Below are 21331 nucleotides of genomic sequence, written 5' to 3' on the forward strand. Positions count from 1 at the left end.
GTAGCAGGGCTCGGACAGCGCAAGGCCGCGCTGCCCGGGCCCTGCGTCGCGTCCGCCGCCACCAGCCCTCGTAGGATCACGAGCGATCCGAGAACCCAGGAGCCCTCTTGAAGACGATCGACGAACTGCTCTCCGAAGGCGTCGCGGGCAAGCGCGTCTTCGTCCGCGCCGACCTGAACGTCCCGCTGGACGGCACCACCATCACCGACGACGGCCGCATCCGCGCGGTAGTGCCCACCGTCAAGGCGCTGGCCGACGCGGGCGCCCGCGTGATCGTCGCCTCGCACCTGGGCCGCCCCAAGGGCGCCCCGGACCCCGCCTTCTCGCTCGCCCCGGCCGCCGCCCGCCTCGGTGAACTGCTCGGCACCGACGTCGCCTTCGCCTCGGACACGGTCGGCACCTCCGCCGAGGCCGCCGTCTCCGGCCTCGCCGACGGCGGTGTCGCCGTCATCGAGAACCTGCGCTTCAACGCCGGTGAGACCAGCAAGGACGACGCCGAGCGCGCCGCCTTCGCCGACAAGCTGGCCGGCCTCGCCGACGTCTACGTCGGTGACGGCTTCGGCGCGGTGCACCGCAAGCACGCGTCGGTCTTCGACCTGCCGAAGCGGCTGCCGCACTACGCCGGGTACCTCATCGCCACCGAGGTCGGCGTGCTCAGGAAGCTCACCGACGACGTGAAGCGCCCCTACGTCGTCGCCCTCGGCGGCGCCAAGGTCTCCGACAAGCTCGCCGTCATCGACGAACTGCTCGGCAAGGCCGACCGGATCCTCATCGGCGGCGGCATGGCGTACACCTTCCTCAAGGCCAAGGGGTACGAGGTCGGCATCTCGCTGCTCCAGGAGGACCAGATCCCGGCGGTCCAGGAGTACATCGAGCGCGCCGAGAAGAACGGCGTCGAGCTGGTCCTGCCCGTCGACGTCGTCGTCGGGCCCGAGTTCCCGGACCTGAAGACCAAGGCTCCGGCCAACGCCACCACCGTCGCCGCGGACGCCGTCCCGGCGGACCGGATGGGCCTGGACATCGGCCCCGAGTCCGGCAATCTGTACGCGTCCAAGCTCGCCGACGCCGGCACCGTCTTCTGGAACGGTCCCATGGGCGTCTTCGAGCACCCCGACTACGCCGAGGGCACCAAAGCGGTCGCCCAGGCCCTCGTCGACGCCCCGGGCTTCACCGTGGTCGGCGGCGGCGACTCCGCCGCGGCCGTGCGCACGCTCGGCTTCGACGAGAACGCATTCGGCCACATCTCGACCGGCGGCGGCGCCTCCCTCGAATACCTCGAGGGCAAGACGCTCCCCGGCCTCGCCGCACTGGAGGACTGACCCCGATGACCACCCGCACGCCGCTGATGGCGGGCAACTGGAAGATGAACCTCAACCACCTGGAGGCCATCGCCCACGTCCAGAAGCTCGCCTTCGCCCTCGCGGACAAGGACTACGACGCCGTCGAGGTCGCCGTCCTCGCCCCCTTCACCGACCTGCGCTCCGTGCAGACCCTGGTCGACGGGGACAAGCTCAAGATCAAGTACGGTGCCCAGGACATCTCCGCGCACGACGGCGGCGCCTACACCGGCGAGATCTCGGGCCCGATGCTGGCCAAGCTGAAGTGCGCGTACGTGGCCGTCGGCCACTCCGAGCGCCGGCAGTACCACGCCGAGACCGACGAGATCGTGAACGCCAAGGTCAAGGCCGCCTACAAGCACGGTCTGACCCCGATCCTGTGCGTCGGCGAGGAGCTGGACGTCCGCGAGGCGGGCAGCCACGTCGAGCACACCCTCACCCAGGTCGAGGGCGGCCTGAAGGACCTCCCGGCCGAGCAGGCCGAGACCGTCGTGATCGCCTACGAGCCCGTGTGGGCCATCGGCACCGGCAAGGTCTGCGGCGCCGACGACGCGCAGGAGGTCTGCGCGGCGATCCGCGGCAAGCTCGCCGAGCTGTACTCCCAGGAGCTGGCCGACAAGGTCCGCATCCAGTACGGCGGCTCCGTCAAGTCCGGCAACGTCGCCGAGATCATGGCGAAGCCCGACATCGACGGCGCCCTGGTCGGCGGCGCCTCGCTGGACTCGGACGAGTTCGTCAAGATCGTCCGCTTCCGCGACCAGTAGCCCGTGGCCGGTCGAGAGGCAGATCGACCAGTGAGTATGCGCTAGCGGCGATACGTCGTACCCTTGCGGGGGCATGGTGGCCCGCTGCCACCGTGCCCCCGTCGTTCATCCGAATCCGAGGAAGTTGGTCCAGCCGTGGTTTTGGGGTTCTCGATCGCCCTGATCGTCTTCAGCCTGCTGCTGATGCTGCTGGTGCTGATGCACAAGGGGAAGGGCGGCGGCCTCTCCGACATGTTCGGTGGCGGCATGCAGTCCTCCGTCGGCGGCTCCTCGGTCGCCGAGCGCAACCTCGACCGGATCACCGTCGTGGTCGGTCTGGCCTGGTTCGCCTGCATCATGGTGCTCGGCCTGCTCATGAAGGCCAACAACTGACGGGTCCCTTCGCCCCGTCACACACTTGTGCACGTAAAGCCCCATGTCCGGTACGCGCCTCGGCGCGCCGCCTATCATGGGGCTTGCGTCTGTGCAGTGGAGCTTGTAACTCCAAATACTGGACGCGCGTTGGGCCTTACGTAGACTGAGGCGCTCGCAGCGAAGCGAAACGCCGACTCGCTTTGCGGCACCATCACGCAGGGAGTTACGACCGTGGCAAGTGGCAACGCGATCCGGGGAAGCCGGGTCGGGGCGGGGCCGATGGGCGAGGCCGAGCGTGGCGAGTCCGCGCCGCGCCTGCGCATCTCCTTCTGGTGCTCCAACGGACACGAGACACAGCCGAGCTTCGCGAGCGACGCCCAGGTCCCGGAGACCTGGGACTGCCCGCGCTGCGGCTTCCCCGCCGGACAGGACCGGGACAATCCTCCGGACCCGCCGCGCACCGAGCCCTACAAGACCCACCTCGCGTATGTGCGCGAACGCCGCAGCGACGCGGACGGCGAGGCGATCCTCGCCGAGGCACTCGCCAAACTGCGCGGCGAGATCTAGTTCCGTACACCGCCGGTTTCCGTCTCCGCCGGTCGCCTTCACTCCTGATCACTTAGGTTGGAACAGCTGGACAGCCGGGACAGCTGGAACACCCAAGGAAGAAGGCTGACGTCCGACATGAACGCAGACGGCCGTACCAGGCTCCACCAGACGCCCGAATGGGCCGCGCTGGTCAAGCACCGCGAGCAGCTCGGCGAGGTGCGGCTGCGCGAGCTGTTCGCCGCCGACCCGGGGCGCGGCGCCGGCTGGACGCTGCGCGTGGGCGACCTGCACGTCGACTACTCGAAGAACCTCGTCACCGACGAGACGCTGGCCCTGCTCCAGGAGCTGGCCGCCGCGACCGGCGTGGCCGGGCTGCGCGACGCGATGTTCCGCGGTGAGCGCATCAACATCACCGAGGACCGGGCGGTGCTGCACACCGCGCTGCGCGCCCCCAGGGACGCGGTGATCGAGGTCGACGGCGAGAACGTCGTCCCCAAGGTGCACGCCGTGCTCGACAAGATGGCCGGCTTCGCCGACCGGGTCCGCTCCGGCGAATGGACCGGCCACACCGGCAGGCGCATCCGCAATGTCGTCAACATCGGCATCGGCGGCTCCGACCTCGGTCCGGCGATGGCCTACGAGGCGCTGCGGGCCTTCACCGACCGCTCGCTCGACCTCCGCTTCGTGTCCAACGTGGACGGCGCCGACCTGCACGAGGCGGTCCGGGACCTGGACCCGGCCGAGACGCTGTTCATCATCGCCTCCAAGACCTTCACCACCATCGAGACGATCACCAACGCCACCTCGGCCCGCTCCTGGCTGCTGAACGGCCTCGGGGGTGACGAGAAGGCGGTCGCGAAGCACTTCGTGGCCCTGTCGACGAACGCCGAGAAGGTCTCCGGCTTCGGCATCGACACGGCCAACATGTTCGAGTTCTGGGACTGGGTCGGCGGCCGCTACTCCTTCGACTCGGCCATCGGCCTCTCCCTGATGATCGCCATCGGCCCGGACCGCTTCCGCGAGATGCTCGACGGCTTCCACCTGGTCGACGAGCACTTCCGGACCGCCCCCGCCGAGTCCAACGTGCCGCTGATGATGGGACTGTTGGGCGTCTGGTACGGCAGCTTCCTGGGCGCGCAGTCGCACGCGGTGCTGCCGTACTCGCACTACCTGTCGAAGTTCACCGCGTACCTCCAGCAGCTCGACATGGAGTCCAACGGCAAGTCCGTCGACCGGGACGGGAACCCGGTGGAGTGGCAGACCGGGCCGGTGGTGTGGGGCACACCGGGCACCAACGGGCAGCACGCCTACTACCAGCTGATCCACCAGGGCACCAAGCTGATCCCGGCGGACTTCATCGGCTTCGCCCGGCCCGTGGGCGAACTGAGCGAGGAGCTGAAGGCGCAGCACGACCTGCTGATGGCCAACTTCTTCGCGCAGACCCAGGCCCTCGCCTTCGGCAAGACCCCGGACGAGGTACGCGCCGAGGGGGTGCCGGAGGAACTGGTCCCGCACAAGACCTTCCGCGGCGACCATCCGACGACGACGATCCTCGCCCGCGAGCTGACCCCGTCGGTGCTGGGGCAGCTCGTCGCGCTGTACGAGCACAAGGTGTTCGTGCAGGGCGCGGTCTGGAACATCGACTCCTTCGACCAGTGGGGCGTCGAACTCGGCAAGGTGCTCGCCAAGCGGGTCGAGCCCGCGCTGACCGAGGGCGCGAACGTGTCCGGCCTCGACCCGTCCACGGTCGCGCTGGTGGCCGCCTACCGGGAGTTGCGCGGGCGGGTGTGAACGTGCCGAAGGGGCGGCGAGGGTTTTCGCCCCCGCCGCCCCTTCCCGTTCCCATCCCTGGGGGCTGCCGCCCCCAGACCCCCGCTTTCGGCCTGGACGGCCTCGTCCTCAAACGCCGGACGGGCTGGATTATGCCGACGCCGGTGGATAGAGCGACCTCGGCAGCTGGGACGCCGCCGCCGAGTCCAGGAGCCACAGGGTGCGGGCGCGGCCCCGGGCGCCCGCTGCCGGGGCCTGGATCTCGCCCGCGCCCGACAGGGCCATCGCCACCGCGTTCGCCTTGTCCTCGCCCGCCGCCAGCAGCCACACCTCACGGGCGGCGCGGATCGCGGGCAGGGTCAGGGAGATGCGGATGGGCGGCGGCTTGGGGGAGCCGTGGACGCCGATCACCGTGCGCTCCGTCTCCCGGACCCCCGGGTGCTCCGGAAAGAGCGACGCCACATGGGTGTCCGGGCCGACCCCGAGGAGCAGGACGTCGAAGGACGGGACCGCGGCGTGGTTCTCGGGGACGGAGGCCGTGGCCAGTTCCTGGGCGTAGGCAGCCGCTGCCGCCTCCACGTCGGAGCCGTACGGGCCGTCGGAGGCCGCCATCGCGTGCACCCGCTTCGGGTCCAGCGGCACCGCGTCGAGGAGCGCCTGGTGCGCCTGGGTGACGTTGCGCTCCGGGTCGCCCTCCGGCAGGAACCGCTCGTCGCCCCACCACAGGTCGAGGCGGCCCCAGTCGATCGCGTCCCGGGCCGGGGAGCCGGCCAGCGCCGCGAGCAGGCCGTTGCCGTTGCGGCCGCCGGTGAGGACCACGGACGCGCTGCCCCGGGAGGCCTGCGCGTCCACGATCTTCGTGATCAGGCGGGCCGCCGCGGCCTCGGCCATCAGCTCCTTGTCGCGGTGCACGACCAGCTGCGGGGTGTCGCTCATTTCGCCGCCGCCTTCCTCACCGGTGTCTTCTCCTGCGCCGCGTCCTTCGCGGGAGCCTTCGCGACCGCCCCGACGGGAGCGGCGACCGCGAGGGCGCCCTCGTCGGCCCGGTCTCCTTTGGCCGGCGCGTTCAGCCGGTCCACGCCGTACCGCAGCGCCGAGGCGTACGTGTCGTCCGGGTCCAGGCGGCGCAGCTCCTCCGCGATCAGCTCGGCCGTCTCACGGCGCTTGAGGGCGACCGCGCGGGCCGGCTGACCCTGGATGGAGAGGTTCGCCAGCGAGCCGTCGGCCCGGTCCAGGACGACCGGACCGCAGTCGGTGTCCATGCGGACCGCGGTCAGACCCGGGCCGCTCGACACCGTGCGCCGCACCGGCACGTCCAGCCGGTCGGCGAGCCACATCGCGAGCAGCTCACAGCTGGGGTTGAACTCCTCGCCCTCCACCTCGACCGACTGCACCTCGCAGTCGACCTGGTCCAGAGCCGCCGCCAGCATCGAGCGCCAGGGCGTGATGCGGGTCCACGACAGGTCGGTGTCGCCCGGCGCGTAGGCGTCGGCGCGGGTCACCAGCTCCCGTATCGGCTCCTCGCAGGCGTAGGTGTCGGTGACCCGGCGCTGCGCGAGGGCGCCCAACGGGTCCTTCGCCGGGTCCAGCGGCGCGTTCACCGGCCACCAGACCACGACCGGCGCGTCCGGTAGCAGCAGCGGCAGGACCACCGACTGGGCGTGGTCGACGACGTCGCCGTACAGCCGCAGCACGATCGTCTCGCCGGTGCCCGCGTCGACGCCGAGGCGCACCTCGGCGTCGAGCCGGGACCGGGTGCGGTCCCGGGGCGAGCGCGAGACCCGCTTGATGACGACGAGGGTGCGCGAGGGGTGCTCGTGGGCGGCGTCGCTCGCGGCCTTCAGCGCGTCGTACGCGTTCTCCTCGTCGGTGACGATGACCAGGGTGAGCACCATGCCGATGGCCGGGGTGCCGATCGCCCGGCGACCCAGCACCAGCGCCTTGTTGATCTTGCTGGCGGTGGTGTCCGTGAGGTCTGTCTTCATGGCCGGCGCCAGCTCCGTCCGTCTCGTTCCAGCATGTCGTCCGCCTCGACGGGCCCCCAGGTGCCGGCCGGGTACTGGGCCGGGGTGCCGTGCGCGTCCCAGTACTCCTCGATCGGGTCGAGGATCTTCCAGGACAGCTCGACCTCCTCGGTACGCGGGAAGAGGTTGGCGTCGCCCAGGAGGACGTCCAGGATCAGGCGCTCGTACGCCTCCGGGCTGGACTCGGTGAAGGACTCGCCGTAGGCGAAGTCCATCGACACGTCCCGGATCTCCATCGACGTGCCCGGCACCTTGGAACCGAAGCGGACGGTGACGCCCTCGTCGGGCTGCACGCGGATGACGATCGCGTTCGAGCCGAGTTCCTCGGTGGCCGTCGTGTCGAAGGGGGAGTGCGGCGCCCGCTGGAAGACGACCGCGATCTCGGTGACGCGGCGGCCCAGGCGCTTGCCGGTGCGCAGGTAGAACGGGACGCCCGCCCAGCGGCGGTTGTCGATGCCCACCTTGATCGCGGCGTAGGTGTCGGTCTTCGACTTGGGGTCGATGCCGTCCTCTTCGAGGTAGCCGACGGCCTTGGCGCCGCCCTGCCACCCGGCCGCGTACTGGCCGCGCACGGTGTCCCGGCCCAGGTCCTTCGGGAGCCGGACCGCGCCGAGCACCTTGGTCTTCTCCGCCGCCAGCGCGTCCGCGTCGAAGGAGGCGGGCTCCTCCATCGCGGTCAGCGCGAGCAGCTGGAGGAGGTGGTTCTGGATGACGTCGCGGGCGGCGCCGATGCCGTCGTAGTAGCCGGCCCGGCCGCCGATGCCGATGTCCTCGGCCATGGTGATCTGGATGTGGTCGACGTAGGACCGGTTCCAGATCGGCTCGAACATCGTGTTGGCGAAGCGCAGCGCCAGGATGTTCTGGACGGTCTCCTTGCCCAGGTAGTGGTCGATGCGGAAGACCTGGTCGGAGCCGAAGACCTCGTGGACGATCGCGTTGAGCTCCTCGGCCGACTTCAGGTTGTGGCCGAAGGGCTTCTCGATCACCGCGCGGCGCCAGGAGCCGCTCGACTGGTCGGCGAGACCGTGCTTCTTCAGCTGCTGGATGACCACCGGGAAGGACTTCGGCGGCACCGACAGGTAGAAGGCGAAGTTGCCGCCCGTGCCCTGTGCCTTGTCCAGCTCCTCGATGGTGCCGCGCAGCCGCTCGAAGGCGTCGTCGTCGTCGAAGGTGCCCTGGACGAAGCGCATCCCCTGGATGAGCTGCTGCCAGACCTCCTCGCGGAACGGGGTCCGGGAGTGCTCCTTGACGGCGTCGTGCACGACCTGGGCGAAGTCCTCGTGCTCCCAGTCGCGGCGGGCGAACCCGACGAGCGAGAAGCCCGGCGGCAGCAGACCCCGGTTGGCGAGGTCGTACACGGCGGGCATGAGCTTCTTGCGGGACAGATCGCCGGTGACGCCGAAGATGACCAGACCCGACGGCCCCGCGATGCGCGGGAGCCGTCGGTCTGCGGGGTCACGCAGCGGATTGCTGCTCGACAATTCTCAGCCCTTCGAGGGAGCGAGGCGCTTGAGCTCCGCCTCCGTGGACTTCAGCAGGTCGTTCCAGGCCGCCGCGAACTTCTCGACGCCCTCGTCCTCCAGCAGTTGGACCACCTCGTCGTAGGAGATCCCGAGCTTCTCGACCGCGTCGAGGTCGGCACGGGCCCGCTCGTACGACCCGGCGACGGCGTCGCCGGTGATCTCGCCGTGGTCCTCGGTGGCCACCAGGGTGGCCTCCGGCATGGTGTTGACCGTGTTCGGCGCGACCAGGTCGGTGACGTACATGGTGTCGCTGTACGCCTTGTCCTTCACGCCGGTCGACGCCCACAGCGGACGCTGCTTGTTGGCGCCGGCCTTCTCCAGGGCGGCCCAGCGGTCGGTGCCGAAGACCTCCTCGTACGCCTGGTAGGCCAGGCGCGCGTTGGCGACGGCGGCCTTGCCGCGCTGCGCCTTGGCCTCGTCGGTGCCCAGCGCGTCGATCCGCTTGTCGATCTCGGTGTCCACGCGGGACACGAAGAAGGACGCCACGGAGTGGATCTGGGAGAGGTCCAGGCCGCGCTCCTTGGCCTTCTCCAGGCCGGTCAGGAAGGCGTCCATGACCTTGCGGTAGCGCTCCAGGGAGAAGATCAGCGTGACGTTGACGCTGATGCCCAGGCCGATGGTCTCGGCGATGGCCGGCAGGCCCGCCTCGGTCGCCGGGATCTTGATGAAGGTGTTCGGCCGGTCCACCAGCCACGCCAGCTGCTTGGCCTCGGCCACCGTGGCGCGGGTGTCGTGCGCCAGGCGCGGGTCCACCTCGATGGAGACCCGGCCGTCCTTGCCGCCGGTGTTGTCGTAGACCGGGCGCAGGATGTCGGCGGCGTCGCGGACGTCCGCCGTGGTGATCATGCGGATGGCCTCTTCGACCGTGACCCCGCGGACGGCGAGGTCGGCGAGCTGCTGGTCGTAGCCGTCGCCCTGCGAGATCGCCTTCTGGAAGATCGACGGGTTGGTGGTGACGCCCACGACGTGCTGCTGGTCCATCAGCTCGGCGAGGTTGCCGGACGTGATCCGCTTGCGCGACAGGTCGTCCAGCCAGATCGCGACGCCTTCATCGGAGAGGCGCTTGAGTGCGTCTGTCATGGAAAATGCATCTCCTACGTGTCGTATACGAGCGTCAGCGCTGGGCCGCGGCGAGAGATTCCCGCGCGGCGGAGGCCACGTTCTCGGCGGTGAAGCCGAACTCCTTGAAGAGCACCTTGGCGTCCGCCGAAGCACCGAAGTGCTCCAGGGAGACGATGCGGCCGGCGTCTCCCACGTACTTGTGCCAGGTCAGGCCGATCCCGGCCTCGACCGCGACCCGGGCCTTCACGGACGGGGGCAGGACGCTGTCCCGGTACCCCTGGTCCTGCTGCTCGAACCACTCCACGGACGGCATGGACACCACACGGGTCGGCACACCGTCGGCCTGGAGCTGCTCGCGCGCCCCGACGGCCACGTGCACCTCGGAACCGGTGGCGATGAGCACGACCTGCGGCTCGCCGCCCTCGGCGTCGAACAGGACGTAGCCGCCCTTGGCCGCGTCGTCGTTGGGCTCGTACGTCGGCACGCCCTGGCGGGTCAGCGCCAGACCGTGCGGCTGGCCCTTGCCGAACTCCTTCGTCCAGCGGCGCAGGATCTCCCGCCAGGCGATCGCCGTCTCGTTGGCGTCGGCCGGCCGGACCACGTTCAGACCCGGGATGGCGCGCAGCGAGGCCAGGTGCTCGACCGGCTGGTGGGTCGGGCCGTCCTCGCCCAGACCGATGGAGTCGTGCGTCCACACGTACGTCACCGGCAGGTGCATCAGGGCCGACAGCCGCACCGCGTTGCGCATGTAGTCCGAGAAGACCAGGAACGTTCCGCCGTAGATGCGGGTGTTGCCGTGCAGCGCGATGCCGTTCATCTCCGCGGCCATCGCGTGCTCGCGGATGCCGAAGTGGATGGTGCGGCCGTACGGGTCGGCCTCCGGCAGCGGGTTGCCCGCGGGGAGGAAGGACGACGTCTTGTCGATCGTCGTGTTGTTCGAACCCGCGAGGTCGGCCGAGCCGCCCCACAGCTCCGGGACGACCGCGCCGAGCGCCTGGAGCACCTTGCCGGACGCGGCGCGGGTCGCCAGGCCCTTGCCCGCCTCGAAGACCGGGATCTTCTCCTCCCAGCCGGTGGGCATCTCACCCTTGGCGACGCGGTCGTACTCGGCGGCGCGCTCCGGGTTGTTGTCCCGCCACTGCTGGAAGGACTTCTCCCACACCGCGCGGGCCGCCTGGCCCTTCTCCAGCGCCTTGCGGGTGTGCCCGATGACCTCGTCGGAGACCTCGAAGGACTTCTCCGGGTCGAAGCCCAGGACCCGCTTGGTCGCCGCGACCTCGTCGTCGCCGAGCGCCGAGCCGTGCGCGGCCTCGGTGTTCTGCGCGTTCGGGGCGGGCCAGGCGATGATCGAGCGCATCGCGATGAACGACGGCCGGTCGGTGACCTTCTTCGCCGCCTCGATCGCGTCGTAGATCGCGTTCGGGTCCAGGTCGCCGTCCGGCTTCGGGGCGACACGCTGGACGTGCCAGCCGTACGCCTCGTACCGCTTGCAGGTGTCCTCGGAGACGGCGGTCTCGGTGTCGCCCTCGATGGAGATGTGGTTGTCGTCCCACAGCAGCACCAGGTTGCCGAGCTTCTGGTGACCCGCCGTCGAGGACGCCTCGGCGGAGATGCCCTCCTGGAGGCAGCCGTCACCGGCGATGCAGTAGACGAAGTGGTCGAAGGGGGACTCGCCCTCGGCGGCCTCCGGGTCGAACAGGCCGCGCTCGTAGCGGGCGGCCATCGCCATGCCCACCGCGTTGGCGACACCCTGGCCCAGCGGGCCGGTCGTGGTCTCCACGCCCGTGGTGTGGCCGTACTCCGGGTGGCCGGGGGTCTTCGAGCCCCAGGTGCGGAAGGACTCCAGGTCCGCCAGCTGAAGGCCGAAGCCGGCCAGGTACAGCTGGGTGTAGAGGGTCAGGGACGAGTGCCCCGCGGACAGCACGAAACGGTCGCGTCCGACCCAGTTCGCGTCGGCGGGGTCGTGCCGCATCACCTTCTGGAAGAGGGTGTAGGCGGCGGGCGCCAGGCTCATCGCCGTACCCGGATGGCCGTTGCCAACCTTCTGTACGGCATCGGCGGCCAGGACGCGGGCGGTGTCCACGGCCCGCTGGTCCAGTTCGGTCCACTCGAGGTCTGTGGTGGTCGGCTTGGTGCTCACCCTGAGTCAGGGCTCCTCTCCACATGTCGGTTGCCGGTGCACGAGTGCACCGGCTGCCGGCGCGTCCGTGAGTCGGCCGGCCATGGCCGAGCCTACCCCCGTAAGTACGTGCGTTTTTCCGATGGAAACCAGACTGCCGGGACTCTTCTCGATCCGCCTGTCGACTGGGCGAAACCGCATTCGGCAAGTGAATACGGAGCCGCTCATCTGACTGCTCAATCGACTCCCCGAACGCACGTCGGAGCGGCCTCGCCAACACGAGCCCACCCCCGCGAGGGCCGAGGTATGGGCAACGTCTAAAGTGGCGTGGTACGCGCGAGCCTTTACCGCCACTTCACACGGTCGGGCTTGCTGGGAGTCTCTGTCAGGGGTGTGCGTGACGGCCGTTGAATCCCGTCCTGCGGGGGTAATCGGGACGAGCCAGAGCCCGAGTCACCGGCCGTTCGGGGCCCGTGTCAAGGCGTTCGTGGCGCTGACCAAGCCGCGGATCATCGAGCTTCTGCTGATCACCACCGTTCCGGTGATGTTCCTCGCCGAACAGGGTGTTCCGAATCTGAAGCTGGTGCTGCTGACCTGCGTCGGCGGTTATCTGTCGGCCGGCGGCGCCAACGCGCTGAACATGTACATCGACCGCGACATCGACGCGCTGATGGACCGGACCTCGCAGCGCCCGCTGGTGACCGGCATGGTCAGCCCGGTGGAATGCCTCGTCTTCGGCATCACCCTGGCGGTCGTCTCGACGCTGCTGTTCGGCTTCACGGTCAACTGGCTGTCGGCCTGGCTCTCACTCGGCGCACTCCTCTTCTACGTGGTCGTCTACACGATGATCCTCAAGCGCCGCACCTCGCAGAACATCGTCTGGGGCGGCATCGCGGGCTGTCTGCCGGTGCTCATCGGCTGGTCGGCCGTGACCAACTCGATGTCCTGGGCGCCGGTCATCCTCTTCGGGGTGATGTTCTTCTGGACGCCGCCGCACTACTGGCCGCTGTCCATGAAGGTCAAGGAGGACTACGCGCGCGTGGGCGTGCCGATGCTCCCGGTGATCGCCTCCAACAAGGTCGTCGCCCGGCAGATCGTCATCTACAGCTGGGTGATGGTCGTGGTGTCGCTGCTGCTGCAGCCGCTCGGCTACACCGGCTGGTTCTACACGGCGGTGGCCCTGGCCGCGGGCGGCATGTGGCTGTGGGAGGCGCACGGACTGCAGAACCGCGCCAAGGCCGAGGTGACGGGCGGCAAGCTCAAGGAGATGCGGCTGTTCCACTGGTCCATCACCTACGTGTCGGTGCTGTTCCTGGCGATCGCGGTGGACCCCTTCCTGCGCTGAGCGCCTCTCGTGGAGCCGTCCGACGGGCGGGGCGCGTGGTCAAGGCCACGCACCCCGCCCGTCGCCGTTCGATCTACCCGTCGGTAGCATCCTGGTCATGGCAGACACGCAGCAGGTGGACACGGAGCAGTCCGGCGCGAAGGGCGGCTGGGCCGACCGGTGGGCCGCGTACGAGGTGACCCGGACGGCCGGGCGGATCGGCTCCTTCGCCAAGGCCCACGGCGGCGCCGAGGCCCAGGTGGCGTACCTCGGCGAGCGCGGCGCCCGGATCGTCCTGGTCGGCGCGGACGGCGCCTGGGGCGACCTGGTCACGCGCACCCACGCGGGCGCGCTGAAGGCCGTCGAGCAGTCCGGCATCACCGTCCACGAGGACTTCGACGGCGAGTTCGCGGCCAAGGTCACCACGGGCCGCTACGAGTGGTCGCGCATGGCAGGCATCCAGGTCGGGGGCCCGAGCAACACCTGAGGGCGGGTTCACCCGTTAGGACCGTAGGAAGCCGCGAGGCACGCGGGCCGCGAGTCGTGCGGGCCGCGAGGCACACGAGCCGAGCCGCGCGGCACACGGTCCAGCGCGGGGAGCCCGGATGATCGAAACGCCGTCCCTGGTGGACCAGTACTGCCACGGCGTCCTGAGAACGGAGCTGGGCCTCGGCACCTTCGAGGCCCAGCTGGCCCGCACCGAGGGCCCGCCCGCACCGGGCACCACCCTCTTCGACACCCAGACCGGCTTCGCGGTACGCCGCTGGTGCCCGCCCCTGCTCGGTCTGGAACCGCACTGCCCGCCCGCCCGCTACCTGGCCCGGCGCCGCGAACTGGGCGTCATGGAGGCCGACCGCAGGCTCCTGCGCGGCAGCGGCATCACCACCTACCTGGTCGACGCGGGACTGCCCGGAGACCTCACAGGACCCACCGAGATGGCCACCGCCGCGGACGCGGACACGCGCGAGATCGTGCGCCTGGAGCTGCTCGCCGAGCAGGTCGCCGACACCTCGGGCACCGTCGAGTCCTTCCTCGCCAACCTCGCCGAGGCCGTGCACGGCGCCGCCGCGGACGCGGTCGCCTTCACCTCCGTCGCCGGGGTGCGGCACGGCCTGGCCCTCGCCCCGGAGCCGCCGGGCCCCGGCGAGGTGCGCGGGGCCGCCGCCCGCTGGCTGACCGGGCGCGAGGTCGGCGGGGAGCTGAGCGACCCCGTACTCCTGCGCCACCTGCTGTGGATCGCCGTCGCCTCCGGCCTGCCGCTCCAGCTGCATGCGGGCCTCGGCGAACCGGGCCTGCGCATCGACCGCACCGACCCGGTCCTGCTCACCGACTTCGTGCGGGCCACCGCCGGACTCGGCACCGACCTGGTCCTGCTGCACGGCTACCCCTACCACCGGCACGCCGCCCACCTGGCCGGGGTCTTCCCGCACGTCTACGCCGACTCGGGCGCCGCCCTGGTACGCACCGGCGCCCGGGCCGCGACGGTGCTCGCGGAGATCCTGGAGCTGGCCCCCTTCGGCAAGATCCTGTTCTCCAGCGGCGCCCAGGGCCTGCCCGAACTGCACGTGGTCGCCGCCCGGCTGTTCCGCGAGGCCCTCGGGCGGGTGCTGGGCGCCTGGGTGGCCGAGGGGGCGTGGTCGCTCGGGGACGCGCAGCGGGTGGCGGCGATGATCGCCTCGGGGAACGCCGCGCGGGTGTACGGACTGGAGTGACGGGTGTACACACCGGCGGGGCTCGTCGAGACTGGGCGCATGCCGACCGACGCCCTGCTCGACCGCTTCCTCACCGGCCTCGCGCCCCTGGACCCCGTCGCCGTCTGGGCGCACGGATCACTGGGCGCGGGCGACTACCAGGAGGGCCGCAGCGACCTGGACCTGATCGCGGTGCTGCCCCGGCCGGCCACGGCGCGCACGGCCTGGCGGCTCGGGCTGCTCCACGCCCGCCTGCGCGCCGAGCCCCTGGCCGGGCTGCTGCACTGCACCTACGTGTCGCCCGACACGGCCGCCGACCCCGAGCAGCGGCATCTGACGTGGGCCCACCAGCAGCTCTTCAAGCGGACGGTCACCCCGGTCACCCGGCGCGAACTCCACAGCTTCGGCCGCGTCCTGCACGGCGAGTCGCCGGAGCGACTGCTGCCCCCGGTGCCGGACCCGGAGCTGGACGCCTTCGTCGTCCGCGACCAGCGGGACTTCTGGCGCCCGCACGTGGGCAGGGCCGAGCTGTGGTCGCAGGACGTCTGGGTCGACCTGGGGCTGATCACCTTCGCCCGCGCCACCGTCACGCTGCGCGAGGGCCGCCTGATCACCAAGCGGCAGGCCCTGGACGAGCTGCCCGAGCTGGGCGCGCCCGGCGAGGTGGTCGAGGACATCACCGAACGGCGGTACGGGAACCGTGCGCGACCCGCGGCCACGGGGGAGTGGACCGCCCGCCGCGCGGAGCTGACCCGGAGCTACCTGGGACCGGCCATCGACACGCTGGTGGCGTCGTACTCCTGAGCGGGCAGCCCGAGCGCCGTCTCCTCGGGCCGCTCGCGCAGCGCCAGCAGCACCCGCAGCACCGCGATCCACACCAGGCACGAGCCGAACATGTGTGCGCCGACGAGGATCTCGGGCAGGTCGGTGAAGTACTGGACGTACCCGATGGCGCCCTGGGCGAGCAGCACCAGGAACAGGTCGCGGGTGCGGGCCAGCGGGCCCTTGGGCGCGTCGACCGCCTTCAGCACGAACCACAGGGCGAACGTCAGCGTCACCACGATCCACGCCAGGACGGCGTGCGCCTTGCTGATCATCTCCCAGTCGACCGGCATGCGCGGCACGTCGCTGGAGTCGCCCGCGTGCGGTCCCGCGCCGGTGACCACGGTGCCGACCATGACCAGCAGCGCGGAGACGACGACCATCACCCACACCAGCTGCTGCACGGACTTGCCGACCAGCGGGCGCGGTGCCGTGTCGCCCTCCCGGGTGCGCTGCCACATCACCGTGGCCAGGGTCAGCAGCGCCGTCGTCGCCACGAAGTGCGCCGCGACCGTGTACGGGTTGAGGCCGACGAGCACGACGATGCCACCGAGCACGGCGTTGCTCATCACGACCCAGAACTGCGCCCACCCCAGCAGGGTGAGGCTGCGCCGGTACGGCTTCTGCGAGCGGGCGGCGATGATCGCCCAGCCGACCGCGGCGCACAGCACGTAGGTCAGCATGCGGTTGCCGAACTCGATGATGCCGTGGAAGCCCATCTCGCTCGTGGTGGTGAGCGAGTCGTCGGTGCACTTGGGCCAGGTCGGGCAGCCGAGGCCCGAGCCGGTGAGCCGGACGGCGCCGCCGGTGACGACGATGACCACCGACATCACGAGGGGCGCGAGGGCCGCCCGCTGGACCGTCCGGGGCTGCGGGGTCCAGTGTGCGGCGATGAAGGCGAGCGGGTTGCGCACGGCGGCTACGGCGTCGGCACGGGTCACGTTTGGCACGCCGTCCATCGTAGGCGCCCGCTTGTGCACGCATTCACGAGGGTCCGGTCCGCGGCATGTGTTCTTACTCCCAGCGGAAGAACTTCCCGGCGGCCGCGAGCCCCACGACCGCCCACCCGGCGAGGATCCCCAGGTCGCCCCAGGGCATCGCGGCGCCGTGCTGGAGGACGTCCCGGAGTCCGTCCGACAGGGCGGAGATGGGCAGCAGCCCCAGCACGTCCTGCGCCGCGTCCGGGAACCTGTCCAGCGGCACGATCACCCCGCCGCCCACGAGGAGCAGCAGGAAGACCAGGTTGGCGGCGGCCAGCGTGGCCTCCGCCTTGAGCGTGCCGGCCATCAGCAGACCCAGCCCGGAGAAGGCGGCGGTGCCGAGGACCAGGAGCAGCAGCACGGCCGCCGGATTGCCGTGCGGCGACCAGCCCAGCGCGAGGGCGATCACCGTCAGCAGCACGATCTGGAGCACCTCGGTGACCAGGACCGATGCCGTCTTCGCGGTCATCAGGGCCCAGCGCGGCAGCGGGGAGGCGGCCAGCCGCTTCAGCACCCCGTACCGGCGCTCGAAGCCGGTGGCGATGGCCTGGCCGGTGAACGCCGTCGACATCACGGCGAGCGCCAGGATGCCCGGGGCGAGGAAGTCGACCGCCTCCCCGGCTCCGGTGTCGATGATGTCGACGGAGCTGAACAGGACGAGCAGCAGCGTCGGGATGATCACCGTCAGCAGCAGCTGCTCGCCGTTGCGCAGCAGCATCTTCGTCTCGAGCACGGCCTGCGCCGCGATCATGCGCCCGAGCGGCGCGGCACCGGGCCTGGGCGCGTACGTCCCCGCGGCCCCGGGCGTGCCGGTGTTCCCCGGTGTCCCTGTCGTCGTGGTCACCCGCGCAGCTCCTTGCCCGTCAGCTCCAGGAAAACGTCCTCCAGCGTGTGCCGCTCCACCGAGATGCGGTCCGGCATCACCCCGTGCTGGGCGCACCAGGAGGTCACCGTCGCGAGCAGCTGGGGGTCGACCTCGCCGTTCACCCGGTAGGAGCCCGGGGTCAGCTCGGCGGCCGCGGAGTCCGGGGGCAGCGCCTTGAGCAGGGACGCGACGTCCAGTCCCGGGCGGCCCGTGAACCGCAGGGTGTTCTCGGCGCCGCCGCGACACAGCTCCTCCGGGGAGCCCTGGGCGACGACCCGGCCGGTGTCGATGATGGCCACGTCGTCGGCCAGCTGCTCGGCCTCGTCCATGTGGTGCGTGGTGAGGATCACCGAGACCCCGTCGCCGCGCAGGTCCCGCACGAGGTCCCAGGTGGCGCGGCGGGCCTGCGGGTCCAGGCCGGCGGTCGGCTCGTCCAGGAACACCAGCTCCGGGCGGCCGACCACGGCCATCGCGAGGGCGAGCCGCTGCTGCTGCCCGCCGGAGAGCCTGCGGTACGTGGTGCGGCCGCACGAGCCGAGACCCAGGCGCTCGATCAGCGCGTCGACGTCCAGCGGGTGGGCGTGCAGCTTCGCGACGTGGCGCAGCATCTCGTCCGCGCGGGCGCCGGAGTAGACGCCCCCGGACTGGAGCATCACGCCGATCCGCGGGCGCAGCTCGGCGCCCTGCCGCACCGGGTCCAGGCCCAGGACGCGCACCGTCCCGGAGTCCGGTCTGCGGTATCCCTCACAGGTCTCGACCGTGGTCGTCTTGCCCGCCCCGTTGGGGCCGAGCACGGCGGTGACGCCCGTGCGGGCCACCAGGTCGAGGCCGTTCACCGCGGTCTTCGTGCCGTACCGCTTCACCAGGGCCTGGACCTGGACCACGGGCTCGCTTCGCATGGGTCACGAGTTTAGGGAGACGGCCGGCCGGCCGGGCGCGGGGGTGTGGAAAACCCTTCTCGCACCGTGGACGGGGCTCACTCGCGCGGGCGGTGCAGGGGCAGCCACCGCTCGGCGTACGCGACCGCGTCGGCCAACGGGAACAGGCGTGCCTCGGCCGCGCCGACCCTGTCGCGCGCGACGGGGCGGTCCCGTTCGAAGTCGTGGCCCAGTTCGTCGAAGCGCTCCGAGGTGATCGACACCTCCCTCACCCGTTCCCATCCCGCCGGCCCCGGGCGCCCCACCTCCACCATCGGCGCGGGGATCCGGTACTCGGCGAGGTGGAAGGCGGTGCACGCGTCGTAGCCCGCGCCGAGCAGCAGGACCCGGGCGTCCAGCCGCTCCAGCGTGGCCAGTGGACTGTTCCCCCACTGCCTTAAGGGCGTGGGAGGTACCCCCAGCCCAGCCGGCAGTCGGTCGCGTGGCCGGCGACCACCTCGGCCCCGCGGGCGCCCAGGGCGGCGAAGGAGGTCTGCGGATGGGCGCTGCGCCGGGCGCCGGGCCAGGTGCGGACCGTCTCCGGGACCACGCCGACGCCGCGCGAGGGCGTGATCAGCGGGTCGTAGGGGGGTGTCGCCGCGCGGACGGCCTCCCACCACGCCTCGGGCACCGGCGGGCTGGTCCACAGGGCCGGGTCGGAGAGGTCGCCGGTCTGCGTCGGAACCACCAGGGTGCCGTCCGGCCCGAGCACGTCGAGAAGCGCCTGGACGACCGCGACGGGGCCTCCGCAGACCCACCCGAGCGAGCTGAGGGAGGAGTGCGCGAGGAGGGTGTCGCCGGTGCGCACACCCAGTTCGCGCAACCCGGCGGCGAGCGTGCCGCGGGTGACGAGTGGGCCGGTCGGAGGGGGCGTGGGCATGCGGGGGAGTGTTCCGGAAGCCGGTCGCGGATGCCAGCGGATTGCCCGGCGTCTGATCGATCAAAGATCGTTTCCGCAGGTCACCTTAGGTATGCCTAAGTGACGCAGGGCACCGTCCGATGATCCGGACGCGGCTTGCCCGCCCCGGAGGAATTACGCAACAATGGCGTTGTGAAAAACGTCGGTGAGGCTCCGCAGGAGGAACTCGCGACCGGTGAGCGGTCCACCCGCAACCGGGTCGCGCGCTCCATCCTGGACCACGGGCCGTCCACTGTCGCCGAGCTCGCCGGACGCCTGGGCCTGACCCAGGCCGCTGTCCGGCGCCACCTCGACGCCCTGGTCGCCGACGACGTGGTCGAGGCCCGCGAGCAGCGGGTCTACGGCGCGCGCACGCGCGGACGGCCCGCCAAGGTCTTCGCGCTCACCGACTGCGGCCGGGACGCCTTCGACCAGTCGTACGACAAGCTGGCCGCCGACGCCCTGCGCTGGATCGCCGAGCAGGAGGGCGGGGAGCAGGCGATCGCCGCCTTCGCCCGCGCCCGGATCGCCGCCCAGTCGGGCGCGTACCGCGCGGCCGTCGAGTCCGTCCCCGCCGAAAAGCGCGCCGAAGCGCTGGCCAAGGCCCTGAGCGAGGACGGGTACGCTGCTACCGCGCGGAGCGCACCCCACCCCCAGCAGGGCGAGCAGCTGTGCCAGCACCACTGCCCGGTCGCCCACGTCGCGGAGCAGTTCCCGCAGCTGTGCGAGGCGGAGACGGAATTTTTCGCCGAGCTGCTCGGTACGCATGTACAGCGGCTCGCGACCATCGCGCACGGCGACGGGGTCTGCACCACGTTCATTCCGAAGACTTCGCACGCGCCACCCCCGGCGCGCGCCCCCAAGAACACCGCTAACGCATCTGCAAGCACGGCCGGGAGGAACCCCGCATGACTCTCCCCACGGAGACTGCTCACCCCGAGCTCGAGGGCCTGGGCAAGTACGAATACGGCTGGGCCGACTCCGACACGGCCGGCGCCTCTGCCAAGCGCGGCATCAACGAGGACGTCGTCCGCGACATCTCCGCGAAGAAGAACGAGCCGGAGTGGATGACCAAGCTCCGTCTCAAGGGCCTGCGCCTCTTCGAGAAGAAGCCCATGCCGAACTGGGGCTCGGACCTGTCGGGGATCGACTTCGACAACATCAAGTACTTCGTGCGCTCCACGGAGAAGCAGGCGGAGTCCTGGGAGGACCTGCCCGAGGACATCAAGAACACGTACGACAAGCTCGGCATCCCCGAGGCGGAGAAGCAGCGCCTCGTCGCCGGTGTCGCGGCCCAGTACGAGTCCGAGGTCGTCTACCACCAGATCCGCGAGGACCTGGAGGAGCAGGGCGTCATCTTCCTGGACACCGACACGGCCCTGAAGGAGCACCCGGAGCTCTTCAAGGAGTACTTCGGCACCGTCATCCCGGTCGGTGACAACAAGTTCGCCTCGCTGAACAGCGCCGTGTGGTCCGGCGGCTCCTTCATCTACGTGCCGAAGGGCGTGCACGTCGAGATCCCGCTCCAGGCCTACTTCCGCATCAACACGGAGAACATGGGCCAGTTCGAGCGGACCCTGATCATCGTCGACGAGGGTGCCTACGTGCACTACGTCGAGGGCTGCACCGCGCCGATCTACAAGTCGGACTCGCTGCACTCCGCGGTCGTCGAGATCATCGTCAAGAAGAACGCCCGCTGCCGCTACACGACCATTCAGAACTGGTCGAACAACGTCTACAACCTGGTCACCAAGCGCGCCGTGGCGTACGAGGGCGCGACCATGGAGTGGATCGACGGCAACATCGGCTCCAAGGTGACGATGAAGTACCCGGCCGTCTACCTGATGGGCGAGCACGCCAAGGGCGAGACCCTGTCCATCGCCTTCGCGGGCGAGGGCCAGCACCAGGACGCCGGTTCCAAGATGGTCCACATGGCGCCGAACACCTCCTCCAACATCGTCTCGAAGTCCGTGGCGCGCGGCGGCGGCCGCACCTCCTACCGCGGTCTCGTCGAGATCGGCGAGGGCGCCCACGGCTCCAAGTCGAACGTGCTGTGCGACGCGCTGCTGGTCGACACCATCTCCCGCTCCGACACGTACCCCTACGTGGACGTCCGCGAGGACGACGTGTCCATGGGCCACGAGGCGACCGTCTCCAAGGTCTCCGAGGACCAGCTCTTCTACCTGATGAGCCGCGGTCTGAGCGAGTTCGAGGCGATGGCGATGATCGTGCGCGGCTTCGTCGAGCCGATCGCCAAGGAGCTGCCCATGGAGTACGCCCTCGAGCTCAACCGGCTGATCGAGCTGCAGATGGAGGGCGCGGTCGGCTGACC

Annotated in this window: 19 protein-coding genes and 1 pseudogene; 11 read left to right on the forward strand and 9 right to left on the reverse strand. The window is 70.7% G+C overall.

What is annotated here, in order from left to right; all coding sequences use genetic code 11:
* The first annotated feature begins 107 nt into the window (after window positions 1-107).
* The 5 genes from ACH4D3_RS38955 (at window position 108) to pgi (ending at window position 4795) form a co-directional block, all read left to right on the forward strand.
* Window positions 108-1319, forward strand: a complete 1212-nt coding sequence (locus ACH4D3_RS38955) for a phosphoglycerate kinase (protein WP_398332518.1) — start codon at window positions 108-110, stop codon at window positions 1317-1319.
* 5 nt (window positions 1320-1324) lie between these two features.
* Window positions 1325-2101, forward strand: a complete 777-nt coding sequence (tpiA, locus tag ACH4D3_RS38960; RefSeq protein WP_398332519.1) for a triose-phosphate isomerase — start codon at window positions 1325-1327, stop codon at window positions 2099-2101.
* 135 nt (window positions 2102-2236) lie between these two features.
* Entirely contained in the window at window positions 2237-2473 is a 237-nt protein-coding gene (gene secG / locus ACH4D3_RS38965; RefSeq protein WP_016325957.1) for a preprotein translocase subunit SecG, read from the forward strand.
* A 213-nt stretch (window positions 2474-2686) separates the two neighbouring features.
* Window positions 2687-3022, forward strand: coding sequence for an RNA polymerase-binding protein RbpA (locus ACH4D3_RS38970; RefSeq protein WP_003976875.1), 336 nt, complete (start codon window positions 2687-2689; stop codon window positions 3020-3022).
* A gap of 117 nt (window positions 3023-3139) precedes the next feature.
* Window positions 3140-4795, forward strand: coding sequence for a glucose-6-phosphate isomerase (gene pgi / locus ACH4D3_RS38975; protein WP_398332520.1), 1656 nt, complete (start codon window positions 3140-3142; stop codon window positions 4793-4795).
* 129 nt (window positions 4796-4924) lie between these two features.
* On the opposite strand, the gene pgl is transcribed toward pgi, so the two are convergent.
* From pgl to tkt, 5 genes are read right to left on the reverse strand one after another with little or no spacing between them, the layout of a single operon-like run.
* Window positions 4925-5710: a 6-phosphogluconolactonase gene (gene pgl / locus ACH4D3_RS38980; protein WP_226030367.1), complete on the reverse strand. Its 786-nt coding sequence runs from the start codon at window positions 5708-5710 to the stop codon at window positions 4925-4927.
* Window positions 5707-6759, reverse strand: coding sequence for a glucose-6-phosphate dehydrogenase assembly protein OpcA (gene opcA / locus ACH4D3_RS38985; RefSeq protein ID WP_398332521.1), 1053 nt, complete (start codon window positions 6757-6759; stop codon window positions 5707-5709). The genes pgl and opcA overlap by 4 nt, the downstream gene beginning before the upstream one ends.
* On the reverse strand, window positions 6756-8279 hold the full coding sequence (gene zwf, locus ACH4D3_RS38990; RefSeq protein ID WP_398332522.1) for a glucose-6-phosphate dehydrogenase: 1524 nt from the start codon (window positions 8277-8279) through the stop codon (window positions 6756-6758). The genes opcA and zwf overlap by 4 nt, the downstream gene beginning before the upstream one ends.
* A gap of 3 nt (window positions 8280-8282) precedes the next feature.
* Window positions 8283-9401 carry a transaldolase gene (gene tal, locus ACH4D3_RS38995; RefSeq protein WP_398332523.1) on the reverse strand — a complete coding sequence of 373 codons (1119 nt, stop codon included), beginning with the start codon at window positions 9399-9401 and terminating at the stop codon, window positions 8283-8285.
* Window positions 9402-9435: 34 nt separating this feature from the next.
* On the reverse strand, window positions 9436-11523 hold the full coding sequence (gene tkt / locus ACH4D3_RS39000) for a transketolase (RefSeq protein WP_398332524.1): 2088 nt from the start codon (window positions 11521-11523) through the stop codon (window positions 9436-9438).
* A gap of 370 nt (window positions 11524-11893) precedes the next feature.
* Between tkt and ACH4D3_RS39005 the strand changes: the two genes are divergently transcribed.
* The 4 genes from ACH4D3_RS39005 (at window position 11894) to ACH4D3_RS39020 (ending at window position 15321) form a co-directional block, all read left to right on the forward strand.
* Entirely contained in the window at window positions 11894-12847 is a 954-nt protein-coding gene (locus tag ACH4D3_RS39005) for a heme o synthase (RefSeq protein WP_063739967.1), read from the forward strand.
* Window positions 12848-12944: 97 nt separating this feature from the next.
* Entirely contained in the window at window positions 12945-13313 is a 369-nt protein-coding gene (locus ACH4D3_RS39010; RefSeq protein ID WP_398332525.1) for a hypothetical protein, read from the forward strand.
* A 118-nt stretch (window positions 13314-13431) separates the two neighbouring features.
* Window positions 13432-14538, forward strand: coding sequence for an amidohydrolase family protein (locus ACH4D3_RS39015; RefSeq protein WP_398332526.1), 1107 nt, complete (start codon window positions 13432-13434; stop codon window positions 14536-14538).
* A gap of 39 nt (window positions 14539-14577) precedes the next feature.
* Window positions 14578-15321, forward strand: a complete 744-nt coding sequence (locus ACH4D3_RS39020; protein WP_398332527.1) for a nucleotidyltransferase — start codon at window positions 14578-14580, stop codon at window positions 15319-15321.
* Here the strand turns inward: ACH4D3_RS39020 and ACH4D3_RS39025 are convergent.
* From ACH4D3_RS39025 to ACH4D3_RS39040, 4 genes and pseudogenes are all read right to left on the reverse strand, one after another.
* Window positions 15276-16298, reverse strand: coding sequence for a heme A synthase (locus ACH4D3_RS39025; protein ID WP_398332528.1), 1023 nt, complete (start codon window positions 16296-16298; stop codon window positions 15276-15278). The two genes, ACH4D3_RS39020 and ACH4D3_RS39025, sit on opposite strands and share 46 nt — an antisense overlap.
* Window positions 16299-16353: 55 nt before the next feature.
* A complete protein-coding gene (locus tag ACH4D3_RS39030; RefSeq protein ID WP_398332529.1) occupies window positions 16354-17163 on the reverse strand; it encodes an ABC transporter permease in 810 nt (269 codons plus the stop codon).
* A complete protein-coding gene (locus ACH4D3_RS39035; protein WP_063739109.1) occupies window positions 17160-18083 on the reverse strand; it encodes an ABC transporter ATP-binding protein in 924 nt (307 codons plus the stop codon). The genes ACH4D3_RS39030 and ACH4D3_RS39035 overlap by 4 nt, the downstream gene beginning before the upstream one ends.
* 77 nt (window positions 18084-18160) lie before the next feature.
* A pseudogene (locus ACH4D3_RS39040) lies at window positions 18161-18981 on the reverse strand (aminoglycoside N(3)-acetyltransferase).
* A 171-nt stretch (window positions 18982-19152) separates the two neighbouring features.
* Here ACH4D3_RS39040 and ACH4D3_RS39045 point away from each other — a divergent pair.
* Entirely contained in the window at window positions 19153-19911 is a 759-nt protein-coding gene (locus ACH4D3_RS39045; protein WP_109031966.1) for a metalloregulator ArsR/SmtB family transcription factor, read from the forward strand.
* The gene (sufB, locus tag ACH4D3_RS39050; protein ID WP_003976894.1) at window positions 19908-21329 is read left to right on the forward strand and encodes a Fe-S cluster assembly protein SufB; all 1422 of its coding nucleotides are present in this window, start codon (window positions 19908-19910) and stop codon (window positions 21327-21329) included. Before ACH4D3_RS39045 ends, sufB begins: the two co-directional genes overlap by 4 nt.
* The last annotated feature ends 2 nt before the right edge of the window (window positions 21330-21331 follow it).

It is taken from the genome of Streptomyces sp. NPDC018026 (assembly GCF_044327745.1).
In the GTDB taxonomy this organism is placed as follows: domain Bacteria; phylum Actinomycetota; class Actinomycetes; order Streptomycetales; family Streptomycetaceae; genus Streptomyces; species Streptomyces rubrogriseus.